The following is a 19,353-nucleotide window of genomic DNA, read 5'->3' as shown; positions in this document are numbered from 1 at the left end:
CGATGACGGTCACCTTCCTGGGCGTGCGGCACCACAGTCCCGCCTGTGCCCGGCTGGTCGCCGAGACCGTTCATTCCGTACGGCCCGCGTATGTGCTGGTCGAGGGCCCGGCGGACATGAACCACCGGATGGATGAGCTCCTGCTGGATCACGAGCTGCCGATCGCGGTCTACACCAGCTACCGGGATTCGCAGCGACGGCACGGTTCATGGACGCCGCTGTGCGACTACTCCCCGGAGTGGACGGCGCTGACGGCGGGCCGTGACGTCGGCTCCGAGCTGCGTTTCATCGACCTGCCCGCCTGGCATCCGGCGCTGGCCGAAGTCCGCAACCGTTACGCCGACGCCGAGGCCCGCTACAACGAGGTGACCGGACGGCTGTACCGTACCTTCGCCGTGGACAACGTGGACGCGTTGTGGGACCACCTGTTCGAGATCGAGCCGGCCGACGGGCTGGCCGAACGGCTGGGCACCTACTTCGAACTGGTGCGCGGCGACACGCGGACCGGGCCGGACGACGTGGCCCGCGAGGCGTACATGGCCCAGTGGATCCGAGCCGCCGTCGCCGACGCGGGCGACCGGCCGGTGGTCGTGGTCACGGGCGGCTTCCACCGCCCCGCGTTGATCCGGCTGGCCGAGCAGGGTGACCGGAGTTGGCCTGAGGTGCCGCAGCCGCCCGAGGGCGCGGCCGTCGGCAGCTACCTGGTGCCGTACTCGTTCCGGCGGCTGGACGCCTTCGACGGCTACCAGTCGGGGATGCCGTCGCCGGGCTACTACCAGGACCTGTGGGAGTCCGGTCCCGCCGACGCCGCCCGCAGGCTCACCGAGGCGGTGGCGGCCCGGCTGCGCGGCCGTCGTCAGCCGGTGTCCACCGCGGACCTGATCGCCGCTCGGGCCATCGCGGACGGGCTCGCGTTGCTGCGCGGTCATCCGCATCCGGCCCGGGTCGATGTGCTGGACGGCCTGGCCAGCGCGCTGGTCAGCGAGGCGCTCGAAGCCCCGCTGCCCTGGGCGACCCGTGGCCCGCTGCAGGCGGGCAACCATCCGGTGATCGTGGAGATGATCGCGGCCCTCAGCGGTGACCGGGTGGGCCGCCTGCATCACTCGACTCCGTTGCCACCGCTGGTCCGGACGGTTCTCGCGGTCTTGGGCGGTCCGGGTGAGGAACGGCTCGACCTCGGCAAGGAGGCCGACCGTGATCGCAGCCGGTTGCTGCACCGGCTGCGGGTGCTGCGGATCCCCGGCGTGACGCGCATCTCGGGACCTGGCCCGGCAGGCGGTACGGAGCTGGTCGAAAGATGGACGCTGACCGAGTCCGACGACCGGCTGCCCGCGCTGATCGAGGCCGGTGGGTATGGCGTGGACCCGCAGGAGGCGGCGGCTGCCGCCCTCGCCGAACGGATCGCGGGCGCGGATCTGGACCAGTTGGCCGACGTCCTGTTCGACGCGGCGCTGTGCGGCATCGGCGAACTGACCGGACAGGTGCTGGACGATCTGGCGCGGGCTGTCGGCGCGGCGGCCGATCTGGGATCGTTGGGCCGCACCCTCACCGTCACCCTGGCGATGTGGCGCCACGACGGCCTGTTCGGCACCAGCGGCAGCACCACCCTGGGCACGGTGGTCCAGGCCGCCACCCGCCGGGCGCTGTGGCTGGCCGAAGGTGTGCGCGGCGGCCCCGCACCGGCCGACCTCCAGCGCATCGACGCGGTGACCGCCGTCCGCGACGCTCTCAGACACGCCGGTCCGTCACTCGGACTGGACACGGACGCGGCGCTGGGCGTCGCGGACCGGCTCGCCGCCCGCCAGGAGGCGCCACCCGACCTGCGTGGAGCGTCGTTGGGTCTGGGCTGGTCACTGCGGGGCACGGCGGCCGCGGACCCCGCCCGGGCCTTGCGCGGCGCGTTCGTCCCGGCGTCGGCCGGGGACTGGCTGGCCGGGTTGTTCGCGCTCGCCCGCGAGGAGGTGCTGCACACCGCCGGCATGCTGGAACTGCTCGATGAGCTGGTCGGCGGGATGACCGATCACGACTTCCTGGTGGCCCTGCCCGCGCTGCGCCAGGCGTTCGGCTTCTTTTCGCCCCGCGAGCGGCACCTCATCGCCACTCGTCTGGTCGAACGGCGCGCCGGCGACGTGGCCGGCTGGGATCTGATGCGGCTGGAGGCGGCACCGGAGCTGGTGGCCGCCGGTAGGGCACTGGACGAGCGGGTCGAGGCGGCACTGCGCCGGGAAGGACTGATCGCGTCATGACCGACCCCACCCTGGAACGGTGGCGCCTGCTGCTCGGCGAGGCGGGCAGCGCCTGCCTCGGCGGGCAGCAGCTCGACGCAGAGGCCGCCGCCCGTGACGCGGCAATGGACTGGCTCTACGGCCGCGACGAGGACCTGCGCCGACGTGGGGTACGGCGCGGCGGGACGGGCGAATCAACGCTGACCACCGTTGACTGGCTCGACGACATCACCCGGCTGTTCCCCAAGGAGACCATCGAACGACTGCAACGGGACGCGGTCGAGCGTTACGAGATCCATGACGTGGTGACCGACCCGGCCGTGCTGGCGCGCATCGAACCCAATCCCGCGCTGCTCAAGGCGGTGCTGCGGACCAAGCACCTGATGAACCCGCAGGTGCTGCGGCTGGCCAGGCGGATCGTGGAGCAGGTCGTCCGGCAGCTGATGGACAAGCTCGCCACCGAGGTGCGCAGCGCGTTCTCCGGCACCAAGGTGCGACGGCCCGGCCGGATGCGGCTGGCCCGCAATTTCGACATGGTCAGGACCCTGCGCGCCAACCTCGGCCGCTACCAGCCGGAGACCGGCAAGGTGGTGATCGAGACCCCGTACTTCTTCTCCCGCACCCGCCGCCACCTTGAGCAGTGGCAGGTGATCCTGCTCGTCGACCAGTCCGGGTCGATGGTCGACTCAGTGATCCACTCGGCGGTCACCGCGGCCTGCCTGTGGGGGTTGCCCGGGGTACGCACCCACCTGGTCGCCTTCGATACCGAGGTGGTGGACCTGACCGCCGACGTCGACGACCCGGTGGAGTTGCTGATGAAGGTCCAGCTCGGCGGCGGCACCGACATCGCCCGCGCGGCGGCGTACGGGGCCGGCCTGGTGGATCAGCCGCGCCGGGCGATCGTCGTGCTGATCTCCGACTTCTACGAGGGCGGTGATCCGCACCGGCTGGTGCGCATCGTGCGCGACCTGGTGGCGCAGGGCAGCAAGGTGCTGGGATTGGCCGCCCTCGATGAGCAGGCCAATCCCGCCTACGACCGGGAGCTGGCGCAGCGCCTGGCCGATGCCGGAGCCTACGTGGGTGCGATGACACCCGGCGAGCTGGCGTCCTTCGTGGCGGAGCACGTGGGCCGATGAGGACGGATCTGCTCGGGCTCACGGCGGACTCCCTCGCCGCGCTCACCAATCGCGGTCTGGTCAAACGTGCCGGCAAGGAAGCCGCGCCCGAGCTTTCGACCGACGCTGACGGCACCGTGCACGGCAGTTTCCCCGACGGGCTGACCGCGACCCTGCCTCCCGGCGGCCTCGACGTGGCCCGCTGCACCTGCGGCGCCACCGGCGTCTGCCGGCACGTCGTCGGGGTGATCCTCGCCTACCAGCGTCAGCCCGCTGAGGCCGCCCCGGAGCCCCTGCCCTGGTCACCGGGGCAGGTGACCGACGACGAACTCACCGCCAAGATCGGGGCCCGGTTGATGGCCGCCGCTCGCCGTACGGAAAGAACCGGATTCACCGCGCGGGTCCGCCGCGCGACCTCCACCGATCCGGTGCCGCAGGTCGAGCTGGCTACCGCGACCGTGCGCTTTCTGGTCCCCGGCGACCTCGGGTTCGTGCACACCGACACCGTGGCCGGTAGTCGCGATGACGTGATCGCCCTGGCGGTGTGGGCGTTCCGGGTCGCCGACGAGCTGCACCCGGGCGTGCCCGAGGTGCGGGTCGACGTCGGTGGCGAGGCCGAAGCCGGTACCGGATCCGGGCTGGAGCGGGCCCTGGGCCTGGCCGGCACGGTCCTGCGCGAGGGTGCGGCGCATCTCGGTCAGGGCCTGGAGGCCACCATCGCCGACGTGCAGCGCCACCTGGACGGCGCGGGGTTGCGCTGGCCGCTGCTGGCCGTCGGCGACCTCGCCGAGCAACTGGCTTCCTATCGTGACCGTAGCGCCCACTACCGTCCCGAGCTGCTCGCGAGCCACCTCGCCGAGTTGCACGCCCGGCACCGGGCGGTGACGCGGCCGGACTCCACCCTGCGCAGCAGCGTGCTCGGCACCGCCGAGGCCGCCGAGACCCCGTTGCGCCGGGCCCGGCTGGAGAGCCTCGGCTGCCGGATCCGCGGTCTCGGCGATCAGCGGATCGCCGAGGTCTATCTGGCCCACAGCGACAGTGCCATGGTGCTGGTCCTGCGCCGTAGGTGGGACGGCGACGAGGACGGGGAGGCGCTGGCGGGGCGGCGGATCGCCACGTCCACGCTGGCCGCGCTGGCCACCGGCAACCTGGTCACGGAGTCGGCCGTCCGCAGCGCCAGCCGTACGGTGCGGCTGGCCACCGGGCGGATCTCCAAGACGACAGTCAGCCCGTCCCGGGGCGACTGGGGTGAACTGTCGCCGTCGCTGGTGGTGACCGACTTCGCCGTGCTCAGCCGTGAGCTCGACGCCCTCACGCTCCGGCCCATCCGCCCGCGGGTGGAGGCGGAACTGGTCAGGGTCGTCGCCGTCGCTCGGGTGGAAACCATCACCTACGCTCCCGGAGACCAGCGTCTCGACGCGGTCATCGTCGACCAGGCGGGGAACACCGCCACCGTCAGAGCCACGCACACCGGCGCCGCCCTCGGACGCCTCTACTCGCTGGCCGCCGTGCTCGCCGGCGAGGAGGGCGAACTGCGTTTCGTCAGCGGCGTGGTCGGGCGGACCGCGGGCGGTGTCGTCATCGAACCGGTCGGTCTGGCGGTCGGCGGCCGGGTCGTCGTCCCCGACCTACAGCCTGCCGTGGGAAGCGGCAGGCTCCTGGTCGCCGAGGACGACCGGCACGGACCACTGACCGCGGCTCTGATCGACACCCGGGGGCTGCTCGCCGAGGTGGCCCATCACGGTTTGTCTCACCTGTTGCCGACCTACGACGTCCGGCTCGCCGCCGCGGCACGGCGGTTGAGCGTGCTCGGACTCCATCGCATCGCGCAGGCCGTCACGGCCTTCGCGGCGAGGCGGAGCCACGACTCCGACGAGGCGGTGGAGGAGGCCTGGATTGACGCTTACCTGCGCCTGGAGGTTGCTCTGGACCTGAACTGACCGCCAAGCGGCGACCGAATTCCGCGCACTACCTGGGCGTCTTTCTGGCGATTATTGGTACGGCTTGGAATATGGCCGACAGTCGGCTTTGATGTGCGTTTGTTCGATGATGGGGCGCACCTTTTGATCTCCTGGCGAAATTCCTTGCGCTAAGCCTTAAGAATGGCCGGGTAGGCACGGCTGCAGTGCATCCGGAGCATTCGGTCGGGGAATTCGGATCAATTTCCCGAATCGCTATGGAATTGCTTCTTGATGCGGATATGTCCGATCTCACTTCGTGTGAGTTCATACAGGAGAGTCCGTGCAGCTTCTATCTCGGCATGCGCTGCTGATCGCCGCTGTCGCCATCGGTGCCGGGGCGTTCACCGCCACCCCGGCCCACGCCGCCGCGCAGGTCGTCACCAGCCCGCCGCCCGCGCCCGCCCCCGTCGCGAACGAAGAGCCGGAAGACCGGAAAGAGGACCCGCCCGCTACCCGGACGCGGGCCGAAGTGGGTGAGGCGTCGAGGGTCCGGCAGCCCCCGGGTATCGTCTGCGGCCCGCCGTACGTGATGGGGGACCAGAAACTCGGCCCGAAGTACCTGCCCAAGACTGGTGTCATCGGCAGAATTCTCAGGGGATACGTACCCTTCGGGGGATTGTCGCCGCAGAAGTTCCTCTACCGCTACTTCAACCAGGAGACCGGTTTCTATCGTTTCCCGCCCGACTTCGGATTCGCCCATGCGGGGGGCTGGCCCAATGCCAAGCCGCTTGTTTCCACGCGGACCCTGCCGGTCGGAATGTTGGTCGACCGTTTCGGTGGTGAGGGTGGCGCGTTCCTTGCCCCGTTCGGCACGCCGTACGTGGAGCGGGGGCTGCCGCCGAGCAATCTCAACACCTTCTCCGACGACAAGGCCCATGTCTGCAACTACCACGTCTACCGGGTGATGAAGGAGTTCAAGGTAGACGCCGGACCGACCTCCCGGGCATTCCAGATGTGGGGGCAGGGCAGGCAGTACCACACGCTGGCGAAGCACATTCAGGGGGCGCCGCCGTCCAACTCCGCCGGCGAGCTCGCCATCGCCTGGCTGGCTGACCCTGAAAACGGCTACTTGAAGCGCGTCAACTAACCGCACTACACCGGACGCGACGGCCCTCCCGCACATCCGCCGGGAGGGCCCCGGCTCCCCCGGCACCGTCACATGAAATAGATGTGCGGTTGCAGACCCTTCCTACAGGGGGTGAAGTAGAAGGGCTCACCGACGCCGATCCTGGAACCCGCTGCCGACCGGTCAGCGATGATGCCGCCTCGGCGGGCCGCCATCCCCGAAGACCCCGAAAGACCCGAGGACCCCGAAGAATCGGACGCCACTGTCAGGTGGTCCGCCGTTCGCTTCGCCCCCAGTGCGGTGATCCCGGCCGCCACACCCGCGGCCACGCCCAGCGCCCCGCCTATCGCCCCAAGAAGGTCTGTCCACTCGATCTCGTTCACAGTGGGTTACGGTAAGGCGGCCTGCCGCCTCCTTGAGCAGGTACGACGAACATCAGGCACACCTACTACTCACAATCGAGATTACGCAAAAGCCCAGTTGACCTTTTTCGACGATGATCTACCTGATTCACTAGCTGACTTTCCTTTACGATCGAGCGTCCGGAAGGATCTCGAGAAGGAAACGGCGTGGCTTCGACAGGTCGCAGGAACGTGCAGGCAGGCCCGCAGGGGGAGAATCGTTTCGCTCACGGCCTGACGGAGATATTCGCGCCCGCGCATTTCGTCATAGCGCTGCCCTTCGTGGTGGGCGCGCTCACCGGCGGTTGGTACGGCCTGGCCTGGGGCGCCCTGGCCGCTTCGCTGTGCGGCGGCATCCCCCTCGCGGTCATCATGGCGGGCGTACGGTCAGGCCGGTTCGGCGACAAGCACATCAGCGACCGCGCCCAACGTCCATGGCTGATCGGAGTGATCGTCGCCCTGGTGGTAGCCGCGCTGGCCCTGCTGGTCGTTCTCGGCGCCCCGGACGTGATGATCGCCTGCGTGGCCGTCATGCTCGCCACACTGGCCGTGACCGGCCCGATCACGTTCTGGTGGAAGATCAGCTTCCATACGGCGGTGGCGACCGGCAGCGTGGTGATGCTGGCCAGGCTCCTGCCACCGGCCCCGGTCTACGCGGCCGGTGCCGTACTGGTCGGGGCGATCACCTGGTCCCGGGTGACGCTCAAGGACCACACGCCCGCCCAAGCCGCCGCCGGGACGCTCGCGGGCGGCACCGCGACGTGGCTCGTGCTGGCCACTCTGCTGAGTTAGGGGCCGAGCGGCCGTGGAGTGCACGGCGCCCGGCCACGAGGAAAGGATCAGTACAGGGCGCGGATGCTCCCTCCGTCCACGCCCCACACGGCGCCGGTCACGAAGGCCGACAGAGGGCTGGCCAGGAAGACCATGACGTTGGCGACCTCCTCGGGCGTGCCCAGGCGGGCCAGCGGAAGCTGCCGGAGCTTCATCTCGTGTTCGACCGCGGCCATGGGCTCCATGCCGTGCAGGGCGGCGAGGTTGTCGGCAAAGCCGCCGGGCTTGGTCCAGAAGGGCGTCCAGATGGGGCCGGGGGCGACGGCGTTGACGCGGATGTGCGGGCCCTCGGCGCGGGCCAGGCCCTTGGTGACGGCGAGGACGGCGGCCTTGGAGGCGGCGTAGTCGATGGGCTGGGTCTCCGGCTGGCGGGCCAGGTCGGAGGCGTTGTTGACGATGGCCGGGGAGTTCTGGGAGGCGCGCAGGTGGGGCAGGGCGGCGCGGCTGACCCGGACGTAGCTCATGAAGTTGAGGTTCATGGTCTGCAGCCACTCGTCGTCGGTGAGCTGCTCGAAGGTGCGGACGTTCCCGGTGCCGACGTTGTTGATCAGGATGTCCAGGCCGCCCAGATGGTCGAGCGCGCCGGTGACGGCGCTTTCGCAGCCGTCCAGGGTGGACAGGTCGGCGCGGACCGAGCGCAGCGCGCCGGGCAGGTCCTTGGTGTCGGTTTCCAGCTGGTCGAGCAGGTCCGCGGCGTAGTCGGCGGCGACCACGTCGGCCCCTTCCGCGAGCATCGCGCGGACGACCGCCGCGCCGATGCCGGACGCGCCGCCGGTGATGAGGACCTTCCGTCCCGCAAGGTTGGTCTGCATGGTTACTCCGTTTCGTGTGGTCAGATGTCGGCGGCGATGTACTTGGTCTCCAGGAACTCGTGGATCCCGTCGAACCCGCCTTCCCGGCCGAGCCCGCTCTGCTTGACGCCGCCGAACGGCGCCGCGGGGTCGGAGAGCACGCCCCGGTTGAGGGCGACCATGCCGGCGTCGAGCCGTTCCGCGATCTGGAGCCCCCGGCGCAGGTCCCCGGTGTAGACGTAGCTGATCAGCCCGTACGGCGTGGCGTTGGCCCTGGCCACCGCCTCGTCGTCGGAGTCGAACACCACGATGGGGGCGACCGGCCCGAAGATCTCCACGTCGAGGATGGCGGCGTCCGGCTCGATGCCGGCGAGCACCGTGGGCGGGTAGAACGCCCCCGGCCCGGCCAGGATGGCTCCCCCGGTCACCGGCCGCCCGCCGGCCCCGACCGCCTGGTCGACCAGTTCGGCGACCTTGCCGCGTTCAAACGTGGAGACGAGGGAGCCGATCTGGTTGGCGGGGTCGAGCCCGGGGCCCACCTTCAGCGCGGCCATCGCGCGGCTGAACTCCGCGGTGAACTCGTCGGCGACGGCGCGGTGCACGTAGAAGCGGTTGGCCGCGGTGCACGCCGCGCCGCCGTTGCGGAGCTTGGCGATCATCGCGCCCTCCACCGCCGCCCGGACGTCGGCGTCGGCCAGCACCAGGAACGGCGCGTTGCCGCCGAGCTCCATCGAGGTGCGCACCACCTGGTCGGCCGCCTCGTGCAGGAGGACCCGGCCGACCTCGGTGGACCCGGTGAAGGAGAGGTTGACGACCCGGGGGTCGTGCAGCATCTCCCGCACCCGCTGCGCGGTGGGGGCGGCGACCACCACGTTGACCACGCCGGCCGGGACCCCGGCGCGGGCCAGTACGTCGGCGACGGCCAGGGCGGTGAGCGGGGTCTCGGTGGCGGGTTTGAGCACCACCGTGCAGCCCGCCGCGAGGGCCGGGCCGATCTTGCGGGTGGCCATCGCGGCGGGGAAGTTCCACGGCGTGATGAGCAGCGACACCCCGATCGGCTGGTGGGTGACGATGATGCGCTTGTCGCCGCCGGGGGCGAGCCGGTAGTCGCCCGAGACCCGGACGGCCTCCTCGGCGAACCAGCGGAAGAACTCGGCGGCGTAGACGACCTCGGCCCTGGCGTCGGCGAACACCTTGCCGTTCTCCCGGACGATGAGCCGGGCGATGTCGTCCGCCTCGGCCGTCATCAGCTCGTACGCCCGGCGCAGGATCTCGGCGCGCTCCCTGGGGGCGCGGGCGGCCCACGGCCCGAGGGCGGCGGCGGCCGCGTCGACCGCCTGGGCGCACTCGCGCTCGCCGGCCACGGCGACTTCGGTGATCGGCTCGCCCACGGCGGGATCCACGACCGGCAGCGTGCCGGTGCCGGTGACCCATTCGCCGCCGATGAACAGTTCGGATCTGATTTTCACGACTTCTTCTCCACGGGGGTGGGGCGGGGCTTGGCCCGCTCGTACCGGACCGGCCAGGACAGGTCGGCGCCGACCGCCCCGGCGGCGGCCAGCGGCCAGCGCGGGTTGCGGAGCATGGCCCGGCCGATGAGCACGGCGTCGGCCGCGCCCGTGGCGAGCACGTTCTCGGCCTGCCGCGGGTCGGTGATCCGGCCGACGGCGGCGGTGCGGACGTCCGCGCCCGCGCGGACCGCCTCGGCCAGGTCGGTCTGGTAGGTGCCGTCGGCCGGGATGGCGGCGTCGGGGAGCAGCCCGCCCGAGGAGCAGTCCACGAGGTCCACGCCGAGCGCGGCCAGCCGCCTGGCCAGCTCGATCGAGGACGTCGGGTCCCAGCCGCCGGGCGCCCAGTCGGTGACCGAGAGGCGGACGAACAGCGGGCGGTCGGCCGGCCACGCCTCGCGGACGGCGGCGACGACCTCCAGGGGGTAGCGGACGCGGTTCTCGTACGAGCCGCCGTACCTGTCCGTGCGATGGTTGGTCAGCGGGGAGAGGAACTCGTGCAGCAGGTAGCCGTGCGCGGCGTGGATCTCGACCACGTCGAATCCGGCGTGCAGAGCGCGTTCCGTGGCGGCGACGAAGGCGTCCCTGACCGAGTTCAGGTCCTCCTCGGTCATCTCGCGAGGGGCCGGGAGGTCGCCGTACGGGACCGGCGAGGGCCCGATGGTCGGCCAGCCGCCGTCGGCGTACGGGACCCAACGCTCGCCGGTCCACGGGGCCGAGGTGGACGCCTTCCGCCCGGCGTGCGCGAGCTGGAGACCGATGGGCGTGCCCTGGCCCTGGACGAACCGGACGATCCGCGCCCAGGCCTCGGTCTGCTCGTCGGTCCAGATGCCCGCGCAGTACGGACTGATCCGGCCTTCGGGGGTGACCCCGGTGGACTCGGTCAGGATCAGCCCAGTACCGCCGGTCGCCAGACTGCCCAGGTGGACCAGGTGCCAGTCCGACACCAGGCCGTCCTCGGCCGCGTACTGGCACATCGGGGAGACCCAGACGCGGTTGCGGAAGGTGGTGCCCCGGATGGTGAGCGGGGTGAACAGCGGGCTCACCGGCTGCCTCCCCCGTCCGGGCTGAGCATGACCTTGGCGTGCGTGGTGGCGTCCGCGGCCGCGGCCAGGGCGGCGGCGCAGTCCTCGAAGGCGAACACGTCCGACACCAGGGGCGCCAGGTCCAGGCCGGTACGGTCGAGCAGCCGCAGCGCGGGCTCCCAGATGTGCGGCGGTGCGCCGGTGGACGACAGTAGCCGCAGGTTGCGGTTCTGGATCTGGTGCAGCGACACCTGGTCGGAGCGCCGGTGCGCCAGGCCCATGAACAGCACCCTGGCGTCCTGTGCGGTGACGTCGAGCGCGGCGGCCTGCGCGGCGGGAGCCCCGGACGCCTCGACCACCAGGTCGGCGCCGCGCGGGCCGAGCACGTCCAGGACGGCGGCGGCGACGTCCACGCCCGGCCCCGCCTCCACGCAGCGGTCGGCCCCCAGCTGCGCGGCGATGCCCAGCCGGTACGAGCTGCGGTCCACGGCCACCACCCGGGCCCCGAGGGTGCGGACCAGGCCGACCATGGACAGGCCGATGGCCCCGCACCCGAAGACCGCCACGGTGTGCCCGGCATCCACCCCGCCCGCCGTGCGCAGCGCCTGGAGGGAGCAGGCGAGGGGTTCGACCAGGGCGGCGCGGAGCGAGGAGACGGCGGGCGGCATGGCGAAGCACATCGCCTCGGGGACCAGGAAGGTGTCGGCCATCGCGCCGTCGGTGGACACCCCGAACCAGATGTTGCCGCCCATTGCGCCGTGCCCGATCACCCGGTCGCCGGGGCGGAACCGCGAGGTGGCGGATCCGGCCTCGACGACCACGCCGGACCACTCGTGGCCCATCACGTGCGGGAACCGCACTTCGAAGCTGGGGTCCATCCCGCCGGAGAGCTGCTCCAGGTCGGACCCGCAGATGCCGACGTACTCGGGGCGGACCCGCAGGGCGGCGTCCTCCAGCGGCGGTACGGGCAGCAGGTCGCAGCTGACCGTCAGGCCGCCGTCTCCTCGGTGGACCACCACGGCCCGGCGCAGATCAGAGGTCATCGTCATGGCGGCGCTCAGTGCACGATCAGGCCGCCGTCGACGACGAGTTGCGCCCCAGTGATGAAGGACGCCTCGTCGGAGGCGAGGAAGAGGACGGCGGCGGCGACCTCGTCGGCCCGGCCCGCCCGGCCGAGCGGCGTCTGCCGTACCAGGTCGGCGGAGATCTCCGGGTCCTGGGCGTCGGTCATCGGCGTGGTGATCAGGCCGGGGTGGACCGAGTTCACCCGGATGCCGTCGGCGGCGTACGACATGGCGGCGTTCTTGGTCATCACCGTCACGGCGCCCTTGGCCGCCTGGTACGCCGCGACGCCCGCCGAGCCGATCAGCCCCCACGCGGAGGACATGTTGACGATCGACCCGGCCCCGGCCCGCCGCATCGCGGGGATCACCGAGCGCATGCCGTAGAAGACGCCGGTCTGGTTGACGGCCACGATGCGGTGCCAGTCGTCCAGCTCGATCTCGGTCAGCGACTCGTAGGAGCCGACGAAACCGGCGCAGTTGAAGAGCACGTCGATGCGCCCGTGCCGGTCGGTGATCTCGGCGACCAGCTCCGCCCAGGAGTCCAGGTCGGCGACGTCCAGCCTGCGGTGGTGGGTGCGGCCCTCGTCCCGGGGCTCGGCCGCGATGTCGGCGGCGTAGACGACGGCGCCCTCGGCGGCGAACCGCTCGGCGGTGGCCGCGCCGATGCCGCTGGCGGCGCCGGTGACTATGGAGATCTTGTCGGTGAGCGGCATGGCTCAGGCCCTTTCAGCTAGCTCGAACTGCCCGGCCGCCGTCGCGTACGCCTCCGGCAGCGCGGACTCCAGCGGGCGCACGCGGTAGGTCTCGGAGAGGATCTCCACGCCCCACGGCCCGGTCCAGCCGAGGTCCCGCAGCAGGGTGATGAACTCCACGACCCGGAAGTCGCCCTGGCCGCAGAGCCGCCGCCGGAGCACGGTGTCGGTGTATCCGTCGCCGATCTGCTCGGCGGCCCCGTCGTCCAGCTCGACGCCCTTGATCAGGTCGAGCGGCAGGCCGGCCAGCTCCTCGAAGGTGGCGGCCCCGCGCTCGACGTGCCACAGGTCGAGCATGAGACCCCCGGCCGGGTGCCCGGCCGTGGTCACCAGCTCGACCGCCCTGGCCAGGGTGTTGATGTTGGAGAACGGCATGAACTCCAACGCCACGGTGGTCCCGGCCTGGGCGAACGCCTCGCTCACCCGGTGGAACCCGGCCGCGGAACGCTCCAGGTCGTACGGGCCGCCGGTGATGTCGGGGCCGATCTTGACGTGGTGCGGGGCGAGGGCCTCGGTGGCCTTCAGCAGCAGGTCCAGGACGCGGTCGGACTCGGCCCGCTCGTCGCCGTCCAGCCACCAGTCGGTCAGGAACTCCAGCTCCAGGTGGCGGATGCCGTTGTCGTCGAGGATCGTGCGCAGCGCCGGCAGATCCGAGGTGCGCAGGAACTCCTCCAGGTCCACGTGCATCAGCCCGAAGCCGGTGAATCCCGCGCGGGCCGCCTGCTCGATCCGGACGCGCAGCGGAATCGGGCTGGCGTCCCGGCCGGGAAGCGGGACGGCGTCCCCGGCCGTGGTCCAGCAGGTGGCCAGCAGGTCATGGTGGGGCATGGGGGTTGACTCCTAACCAGGAAGGCCGCGTGCGTCAGTAGGGGTTGGCGACGAAGAGGTCCTGCGCCGGGAAGAGGGTGATGACCTTCGCACCCTCGGAGGTCACCACGACCTCCTCCTCGATGCGGGCGGCGGACCTGCCGTCGCTCGCCGGGCAGTAGGTCTCCAGCGCGAAGACCATGCCCTCCTCGATGCGGACCGGGTGCTCGATCGAGTTGAGCCGCGAGATGATCGGCCGCTCGTGCAGGCCGAGCCCGAGGCCGTGCCCGAACTGGAGGCCGAAGGCGTCCATCTCGGAGGCGAAGCCGAACTCCTGCGCGGTCGGCCAGGCCCGGGCGATCTCGTCGGTCCAGGTGCCCGGCTTGACCAGTTCGATCGCGGCGTCGATCCACTCCCTGGCCTTGCTGTAGGCGTCCCGCTGCGCCGGGGTCGAGGAGCCGACGTTGAGCGTGCGGTAGTAGCAGGTCCGGTAGCCGTTGTAGGACTGGATGATGTCGAAGAAGCAGGTGTCCCCTGGCCGGATGATCCGGTCGGTGAAGTTGTGCGGGTGCGGGTTGCAGCGCTCGCCGGAGACCGCGTTGATCGCTTCGACGTCGTCGGAGCCCATCTCGTAGAGGTAGGCGTTGGCCATCGCCACCAGGTCGTTCTCCCGGATGCCCGGCTTGAGCGCGTCGGCGATGCGCTGGTAGACGCCGTCCACCATGGCCGCGGCCTGGTTCAGCAGCAGGATCTCGTCGATGCTCTTGATCTGCCTGGCCTCCAGCATCACCTGCTGGCAGTCGGCCACGGTCAGGCCCGCCTCCTGCATGGCCAGCAGCAGCGGCGGCTCGGCGATGTCCACGCCCACCGGGGCGTCCTGCTGCCCGGCCTCGACCAGCAGGTCGCGGATCTCCTGGACGGCCCGGGTGAACAGGCCGACCTCCGGGGCCACCGCGCCGCGCAGGCCGACCATGCCGGCCCGGCAGTTCTCCGGCAGCAGCCACGGCGCGTACAGCTTGTGGTGCCTGGCGGCCGAGCCGAAGTCCCACAGGACGGGCTCGCGGCCCCGGACCAGCAGGGCGTATCTGGTCATCTTGTCCCGCGACCACTCGCCGATCACCGAGCCGGTCAGGTAGCGGATGTTGTTGACGTCGAAGACGAGCATCGCGCCGAGGTCGGAGGCCTCCAGCGCGGCGCGGGCGCGGGCCAGCCGGTAGTCCCGGAGCCGGGCGAAGTCCACCCGGGTCTCGAAGTCGACGCCCATGTGGCCAGGCGCCCCGATGGCGTTCGGATCCAAGGTCATGCGGTTACTCCTTTTCCGGCGGCTTTCTCCTGCACGGCCAGCAGCGACAGGAAGTCCTCCTCGCCGTGGCCCTGCGCGATGGCGGAGACCAGCAGCGTGCGCACCATGGCGACGAGCGGCAGCGGCACCTGCCCGGCGGTCGCCTCGGCCAGGCCGAGGTCGACGTCCTTGAGCAGCAGCCGGGAGGTGAAGGTGGGCGTCAGGTCCATCGCGGCGATGGCATCGGTCTTGTAGCGAGTGAAGGCGGAGCCGACGACGCTCTCGTTGAGGAATTCCATCAGCGTGCGCTTGTCGACGCCGAGCTGCTCGCACAGCACGACGACCTCGGCCAGCCCTTGGGTGGTGATGGCGAGCAGCAGGTTGTGGCAGATCTTCAGCAGCCGGGCCTCCTCGCCCTCCCCCGCGTAGGTGGCGGCCCGCCCGATCGCCTCCAGCACGCCCCGCGCCCGCTCGTACGCCTCCCGGGAGCCCGAGCAGACGAACGACGCGGTGCCGGCCTCGACGGCCGACGGGTTGCCGCTGACCGGCGCGGCCAGGAACGGCACCCCCGCCTTGGCCGCCGCCTCCCGCACCCGGCGGGAGGACTCCACCGACACCGTGGAGGTGTCCACCAGCACGGACGGCCGGTGATCCAGCAGCCCGATCGCCACCTCCTCCAGGGCGGCGGGGGTGTCCAGGCTGGTGACGGTCACCTGGCTGCCGGCCGCCTCCCCCGGTTCCGCCGCGATCCGCGCCCCCGCTTGGCGCAGCGGCTCGGCCTTGGCCGGCGTACGGTTCCACACCGTCACCGGATGACCGGCCAGCAGCAGCCTGCGGACCATGGCGGAACCCATCCGCCCCGCGCCGATCCAGCCGACCGTGATCTTCTCGCTCATGTGGATCCCTCCCCCTGGAGTTCCGACAGATCGATGACGAGTTTCGGTCTGGCCCGACCGGCCTCCCGCATCCGGTCGAACGCCTCACGAGCCCCGGCCACCGGGAACACCTGCTCGATCAGCGCGGTGGGGGTGACCGCGCCGCTGGCGATCAGGTGCAGCGCCCGGGGCATCAGATCGACCCCGCCGAGCACGCCGGACAGGCGCAGACCCTTGGTGACGAAGGCCGCCAGGTCGAGCCCGTCCACCGGACGGCCGGGAATGCCGACCTGGAGGATCCGCCCGGCGATGCCGGCGATCCTGGTCAGCACCGGGCCGATCGCGGCGGATCCGGTGGCCTCGATGACCACCTGGTAGGCGTCGCTCGGCGCGTCGTCCGGTGTCCAGGCCGCGCGGGCGCCGAGTTCGCGCGCCGCCGCCAGTCCGGCCGGGTCGATGCCGATGACGTCCACCGGGCAGTGCATGGCCGCGGCGACCTGCACCGCGAGCAGCCCGAGCGTGCCGGTGCCGAGCACGGCGACGGCTTCGCCGGGCTGGGCGGCGGCCTCCTCGAAGGCGTTGAGCACGGTCACCAGCGGCTCGGCCAGCAGCGCGTGCGCCGTCTCGACCCCCGGCGGCACCACGTGCACGTTCGAGGCCGGGATCCGCAGATAGCGGGCCGCCGCGCCGGGCACCGCCCCGCGCACGCCCAGCTCGAACCGGTTCGGGCACAGGTTGTAGTGGCCGCCGCGGCAGGTCAGACACTGGCCGCAGGACAGGAACGGCTCGCCCACCACGCGTTCCCCGACCAGGTCGGCGGGGACCGACGACCCTACAGCGAGGACCTCCCCGGCCCACTCGTGGCCAAACCTGATCGGGAAGTGGGTGAGGCCGCCCACCACGTACGCGCTGCTGCCGTCCAGCAGGTGCACGTCGGTGCCGCAGACGCCCAGGTACTCGACCCGTACCAGGACCTCGCCCGCCTCCGGGGCCGGCACGGGCACCTGCTCGACCGAAAGGACCCCGGGGGCGGTGAAGACCAGAGCCGGCATGGTGCCGGTGGGCCACCCGCTCATGCCGCCGCCCTTCCGCCGGGGAAGCGCTGCGTGGAGACCCAGCCGATCAGCAGCGCGGCCAGGATGATCGCCCCGTACGCGGCGTTGATCCAGAACGACGGCACGTTGGAGAGCGTGAGGATGTTCTGGATGATGCCGAGCAGGATCACGCCGAGTCCGGCGCCGATCAGGTTGCCCCGCCCGCCGTTGAGGCTGATCCCGCCGATGACGGCGGCGGCGAACACGGTGAAGATCATGCCGCTGCCCTGGTTGGCGGTCACCGAGGCGATCCTGCCGGTCAGCATCAGCCCGGCCAGGGCGGCCAGCAGGCTGCCCGCCACCACCACGCCGATGGTCAGCCGGGTGGTCCTGATCCCGGCGGCCCGCGCCGCCTCCAGGTTCCCGCCCATCGCGTAGATGCTCCGGCCGGTCGGGGTGAACTTCATGAACACGTACGCGGCGGCGAAGGCCAGCACGAAGATCCACGCCTGCACGGGGAGGCCGAGGATGACGCCGTCGCCCAGGTAGGTCATGGCCTTGGGCAGCATCGCGAAGGTCTGCCCGCCGGACAGGCCGATGGTCAGGCCCTGGAGCAGGATCAGCATGGCCAGCGTCACGATGAACGCGTTGAGCTTCATCTTGGCGATCATCAGCCCGTTGGCCAGGCCGATCAGCAGCACCGCCGGGATCGTGATCAGCAGACCCGCCCAGAACGGCAGCCCGAGCCCGGCGTCGGCCGCGCTGGAGACCAGGACGGCCAGCAGCATCGGCGCGAAGCCCACGGTGGCCTCAAGGGACAGGTCGAAGTAGCCGCCGATCAGGATGAGGCTCTCCGCGATCACCAGCACGCCCAGCACGGCCGAGGTGGTGATGATGTTGTCGATGATGTTGGTGGTGGTGAGGAAGACGGGGTTGACCACGGCGCCCACGATCACCGCGATGACGATGATGGGCAGCAGGGTGAGCACGACGGGGTCGACGGACCTGCGCGCGCGCCGGGCGGCATGGGACGGTGCCGCGGCGGCCACCGGCTCCGACAGTTTCCTCGGTGATACTGCACTCACTGTGAATCTTCCTCTCCAGACGGGAGCAGGTCCGGTTCGGTGGTGCCGCCGCCCTGCACGGCCGCGGCGATCATGCCTTCGGTGAAGGGGTGCCGCAGTTCCGCCGACACCTCCCCGTGGACCATGACGACGACCCGGTCGCAGACCTCCAGGTCCGCGTCGTCGGTGGTCACGATCAGCACGGCCTGCCCGTCCGCGCGGAGCGCCTCGATGGTGGTGTAGATCGAGTTCTTCGCCGACACGTCCACCCCGGCGGTGGGGTTGACCAGGACCAGCACCTTGGGGTCCGCGGCCACCGAGCGGGCCAGCACGACCTTCTGCTGGTTGCCGCCGCTGAGCTCCTCGGTGGGCTGGGCGGCGCCGTACGCCTTGATGTTCCACTCGCCGGCCAGCCGCGAGTAGAACGCGTCCCGCTTCTTCCCGCTGATCAGCCGGAACCCGTTGGCGAACCGCGGCATGATGTTCAGCGTCGCGTTCTCCGCCACGCTCAGCGCGGGCACGTAGCCGCTGGTGTGCCGGTCCTCCGGGGTGAAGCCGATGCCGGCCTCGATGCAGCCGCGGATGTCGCCGAGCGGCAGCGGCCTGCCGTCCAGGGTGACGGTGCCCGCCTCGGCCGGGCGCTGGCCGGTGAGCACCTCGGCCAGCTGCATGTGCCCGGCGCCGTCCAGGCCGGTCAGGCCGACGCACTCGCCCGGCCGCAGGGCCAGGTCCACGCCGTTCACCTTGGGGGCGGTGACGCCGGAGGCGACCAGCACGGGCGGGCGGGCCGACTCGGGACGGGCCGCGCGCAGGCCGCCGCCCGCCGTGGCCGCCGCCTCGCCGACCATCGCGTCCACCAGGTCGGGCACGGTCATCCGGGTGAGCTGTTCGGTCAGCACCGCCCGGCCGTCGCGCAGCACGGTGACCGAGTCGCAGACCTCGAAGACCTCGTGCAGGTGGTGGGAGACGTAGATGATCGTCACGCCCCGGGCGCGGGCCCTCTCGATGTGGCCGAACAGGCGCTGCGAGGCGCCCCGGTCCAGACCTGCGGTCGGTTCGTCCAGGAGCAGCACGCGCGGGCCCTGGGAGAGCACCCGGCAGATCTCGACGACCTTCCGCTCCAGCGGCTCCAGCTGCTCGACCGGTGTGCCGGCCAGGTCCGCGTACTCCCATTCGGCGAGCAGCTCGGTGGCCTGGCGGCGCACCTCCGGCCAGCGGATCAGCCCGGCGCGGGACCGGGGGAACCGGGCCAGCGCGATGTTCTCCGCGGCGGTGGCGGCGGGGATCAGCGTGCTGCGCTGGTAGACGCAGCCGACGGCACTGGCGCCCCCGGCGTCCCCCTCCGCGAGCACCTGGACGGAGCCGCTGTCCGGCTGGGAGAGGCCGGTGAGGATCGACATGAGCGTGGACTTGCCCGCCCCGTTCTTGCCGATCAGCGCCCGCGACTCGCCCCGGTTGACGGTGAGGGACACCGCCGACAGGGCCAGGGTGGGGCCGAAAGCCTTGGACACCTGGTCCACCACGATGGCCTCAGGCATTGCTCCGCACCCTC

General features: G+C 71.4%; 17 protein-coding genes. 5 read left to right on the top strand and 12 right to left on the bottom strand.

The window, feature by feature from the left end; all coding sequences use genetic code 11:
* Nucleotides 1-2 precede the first annotated feature (2 nt).
* The 4 genes from KIP79_RS13160 to KIP79_RS48285 all read left to right on the top strand — a co-directional run bounded on the left by KIP79_RS13160 (nucleotide 3) and on the right by KIP79_RS48285 (nucleotide 6,388).
* Nucleotides 3-2,246 (top strand): DUF5682 family protein, encoded by a 2,244-nt coding sequence (locus KIP79_RS13160; protein ID WP_214105041.1) that lies wholly within the window; start codon nucleotides 3-5, stop codon nucleotides 2,244-2,246.
* The gene (locus KIP79_RS13155; protein WP_214105040.1) at nucleotides 2,243-3,361 is read left to right on the top strand and encodes a VWA domain-containing protein; all 1,119 of its coding nucleotides are present in this window, start codon (nucleotides 2,243-2,245) and stop codon (nucleotides 3,359-3,361) included. Before KIP79_RS13160 ends, KIP79_RS13155 begins: the two co-directional genes overlap by 4 nt.
* Nucleotides 3,358-5,280, top strand: coding sequence for a YehQ family protein (locus KIP79_RS13150; protein WP_214105039.1), 1,923 nt, complete (start codon nucleotides 3,358-3,360; stop codon nucleotides 5,278-5,280). Before KIP79_RS13155 ends, KIP79_RS13150 begins: the two co-directional genes overlap by 4 nt.
* A 301-nt stretch (nucleotides 5,281-5,581) precedes the next feature.
* Entirely contained in the window at nucleotides 5,582-6,388 is an 807-nt protein-coding gene (locus tag KIP79_RS48285; protein WP_214105038.1) for a TNT domain-containing protein, read from the top strand.
* Nucleotides 6,389-6,456: 68 nt separating this feature from the next.
* On the opposite strand, the gene KIP79_RS13140 is transcribed toward KIP79_RS48285, so the two are convergent.
* Entirely contained in the window at nucleotides 6,457-6,750 is a 294-nt protein-coding gene (locus KIP79_RS13140; protein WP_214105037.1) for a hypothetical protein, read from the bottom strand.
* 186 nt (nucleotides 6,751-6,936) lie between these two features.
* On the opposite strand from KIP79_RS13140, the gene KIP79_RS13135 reads away from it, so the two are divergent.
* The gene (locus KIP79_RS13135; RefSeq protein WP_308169702.1) at nucleotides 6,937-7,560 is read left to right on the top strand and encodes a hypothetical protein; all 624 of its coding nucleotides are present in this window, start codon (nucleotides 6,937-6,939) and stop codon (nucleotides 7,558-7,560) included.
* A gap of 47 nt (nucleotides 7,561-7,607) precedes the next feature.
* Here KIP79_RS13135 and KIP79_RS13130 read toward each other — a convergent pair whose 3' ends face one another.
* Genes KIP79_RS13130 through KIP79_RS13080 form a run of 11 tightly spaced genes read right to left on the bottom strand, consistent with a single transcriptional unit; the run spans nucleotide 7,608 to nucleotide 19,339 of the window.
* On the bottom strand, nucleotides 7,608-8,411 hold the full coding sequence (locus KIP79_RS13130; protein WP_214105036.1) for an SDR family NAD(P)-dependent oxidoreductase: 804 nt from the start codon (nucleotides 8,409-8,411) through the stop codon (nucleotides 7,608-7,610).
* A 20-nt stretch (nucleotides 8,412-8,431) separates the two neighbouring features.
* Entirely contained in the window at nucleotides 8,432-9,853 is a 1,422-nt protein-coding gene (locus KIP79_RS13125) for an NAD-dependent succinate-semialdehyde dehydrogenase (RefSeq protein ID WP_214105094.1), read from the bottom strand.
* Between the two features lie 2 nt (nucleotides 9,854-9,855).
* Nucleotides 9,856-10,944 (bottom strand): NADH:flavin oxidoreductase/NADH oxidase, encoded by a 1,089-nt coding sequence (locus KIP79_RS13120; RefSeq protein ID WP_214105035.1) that lies wholly within the window; start codon nucleotides 10,942-10,944, stop codon nucleotides 9,856-9,858.
* A complete protein-coding gene (locus KIP79_RS13115) occupies nucleotides 10,941-11,972 on the bottom strand; it encodes a zinc-dependent alcohol dehydrogenase (protein ID WP_214105034.1) in 1,032 nt (343 codons plus the stop codon). Before KIP79_RS13115 ends, KIP79_RS13120 begins: the two co-directional genes overlap by 4 nt.
* A gap of 8 nt (nucleotides 11,973-11,980) precedes the next feature.
* Nucleotides 11,981-12,700 carry an SDR family NAD(P)-dependent oxidoreductase gene (locus tag KIP79_RS13110; RefSeq protein WP_214105033.1) on the bottom strand — a complete coding sequence of 240 codons (720 nt, stop codon included), beginning with the start codon at nucleotides 12,698-12,700 and terminating at the stop codon, nucleotides 11,981-11,983.
* 3 nt (nucleotides 12,701-12,703) lie between these two features.
* Nucleotides 12,704-13,567 carry a sugar phosphate isomerase/epimerase family protein gene (locus KIP79_RS13105; protein WP_214105032.1) on the bottom strand — a complete coding sequence of 288 codons (864 nt, stop codon included), beginning with the start codon at nucleotides 13,565-13,567 and terminating at the stop codon, nucleotides 12,704-12,706.
* Between the two features lie 34 nt (nucleotides 13,568-13,601).
* The gene (locus tag KIP79_RS13100; RefSeq protein WP_214105031.1) at nucleotides 13,602-14,849 is read right to left on the bottom strand and encodes a M24 family metallopeptidase; all 1,248 of its coding nucleotides are present in this window, start codon (nucleotides 14,847-14,849) and stop codon (nucleotides 13,602-13,604) included.
* Nucleotides 14,846-15,724 carry an NAD(P)-dependent oxidoreductase gene (locus KIP79_RS13095; protein WP_214105030.1) on the bottom strand — a complete coding sequence of 293 codons (879 nt, stop codon included), beginning with the start codon at nucleotides 15,722-15,724 and terminating at the stop codon, nucleotides 14,846-14,848. Before KIP79_RS13095 ends, KIP79_RS13100 begins: the two co-directional genes overlap by 4 nt.
* A complete protein-coding gene (locus KIP79_RS13090) occupies nucleotides 15,721-16,779 on the bottom strand; it encodes a zinc-dependent alcohol dehydrogenase (RefSeq protein WP_214105029.1) in 1,059 nt (352 codons plus the stop codon). Before KIP79_RS13090 ends, KIP79_RS13095 begins: the two co-directional genes overlap by 4 nt.
* Nucleotides 16,776-17,822, bottom strand: coding sequence for an ABC transporter permease (locus tag KIP79_RS13085; RefSeq protein WP_308169700.1), 1,047 nt, complete (start codon nucleotides 17,820-17,822; stop codon nucleotides 16,776-16,778). The genes KIP79_RS13090 and KIP79_RS13085 overlap by 4 nt, the downstream gene beginning before the upstream one ends.
* Nucleotides 17,819-19,339 (bottom strand): sugar ABC transporter ATP-binding protein, encoded by a 1,521-nt coding sequence (locus KIP79_RS13080; RefSeq protein ID WP_214105028.1) that lies wholly within the window; start codon nucleotides 19,337-19,339, stop codon nucleotides 17,819-17,821. The genes KIP79_RS13085 and KIP79_RS13080 overlap by 4 nt, the downstream gene beginning before the upstream one ends.
* Nucleotides 19,340-19,353: the final 14 nt, after the last annotated feature.

This window comes from Acrocarpospora catenulata, assembly GCF_018476525.1.
In the GTDB taxonomy this organism is placed as follows: Bacteria; Actinomycetota; Actinomycetes; order Streptosporangiales; family Streptosporangiaceae; genus Acrocarpospora; species Acrocarpospora catenulata.
This window is presented reverse-complemented; position numbering and strand designations above follow the sequence as displayed.

Bases quoted from the DNA above. Each gene is read 5' to 3' on its own strand.
- KIP79_RS13090 (WP_214105029.1), bottom strand. From the start codon at position 16,779: ATGAGCGGGTGGCCCACCGGCACCATGCCGGCTCTGGTCTTCACCGCC.
- KIP79_RS13115 (WP_214105034.1), bottom strand. From the start codon at position 11,972: ATGACGATGACCTCTGATCTGCGCCGGGCCGTGGTGGTCCACCGAGGA.
- KIP79_RS13150 (WP_214105039.1), top strand. From the start codon at position 3,358: ATGAGGACGGATCTGCTCGGGCTCACGGCGGACTCCCTCGCCGCGCTC.
- KIP79_RS13110 (WP_214105033.1), bottom strand. From the start codon at position 12,700: ATGCCGCTCACCGACAAGATCTCCATAGTCACCGGCGCCGCCAGCGGC.
- KIP79_RS13155 (WP_214105040.1), top strand. From the start codon at position 2,243: ATGACCGACCCCACCCTGGAACGGTGGCGCCTGCTGCTCGGCGAGGCG.
- KIP79_RS13105 (WP_214105032.1), bottom strand. From the start codon at position 13,567: ATGCCCCACCATGACCTGCTGGCCACCTGCTGGACCACGGCCGGGGAC.
- KIP79_RS13095 (WP_214105030.1), bottom strand. From the start codon at position 15,724: ATGAGCGAGAAGATCACGGTCGGCTGGATCGGCGCGGGGCGGATGGGT.
- KIP79_RS13130 (WP_214105036.1), bottom strand. From the start codon at position 8,411: ATGCAGACCAACCTTGCGGGACGGAAGGTCCTCATCACCGGCGGCGCG.
- KIP79_RS13080 (WP_214105028.1), bottom strand. From the start codon at position 19,339: ATGCCTGAGGCCATCGTGGTGGACCAGGTGTCCAAGGCTTTCGGCCCC.
- KIP79_RS13100 (WP_214105031.1), bottom strand. From the start codon at position 14,849: ATGACCTTGGATCCGAACGCCATCGGGGCGCCTGGCCACATGGGCGTC.
- KIP79_RS13160 (WP_214105041.1), top strand. From the start codon at position 3: ATGACGGTCACCTTCCTGGGCGTGCGGCACCACAGTCCCGCCTGTGCC.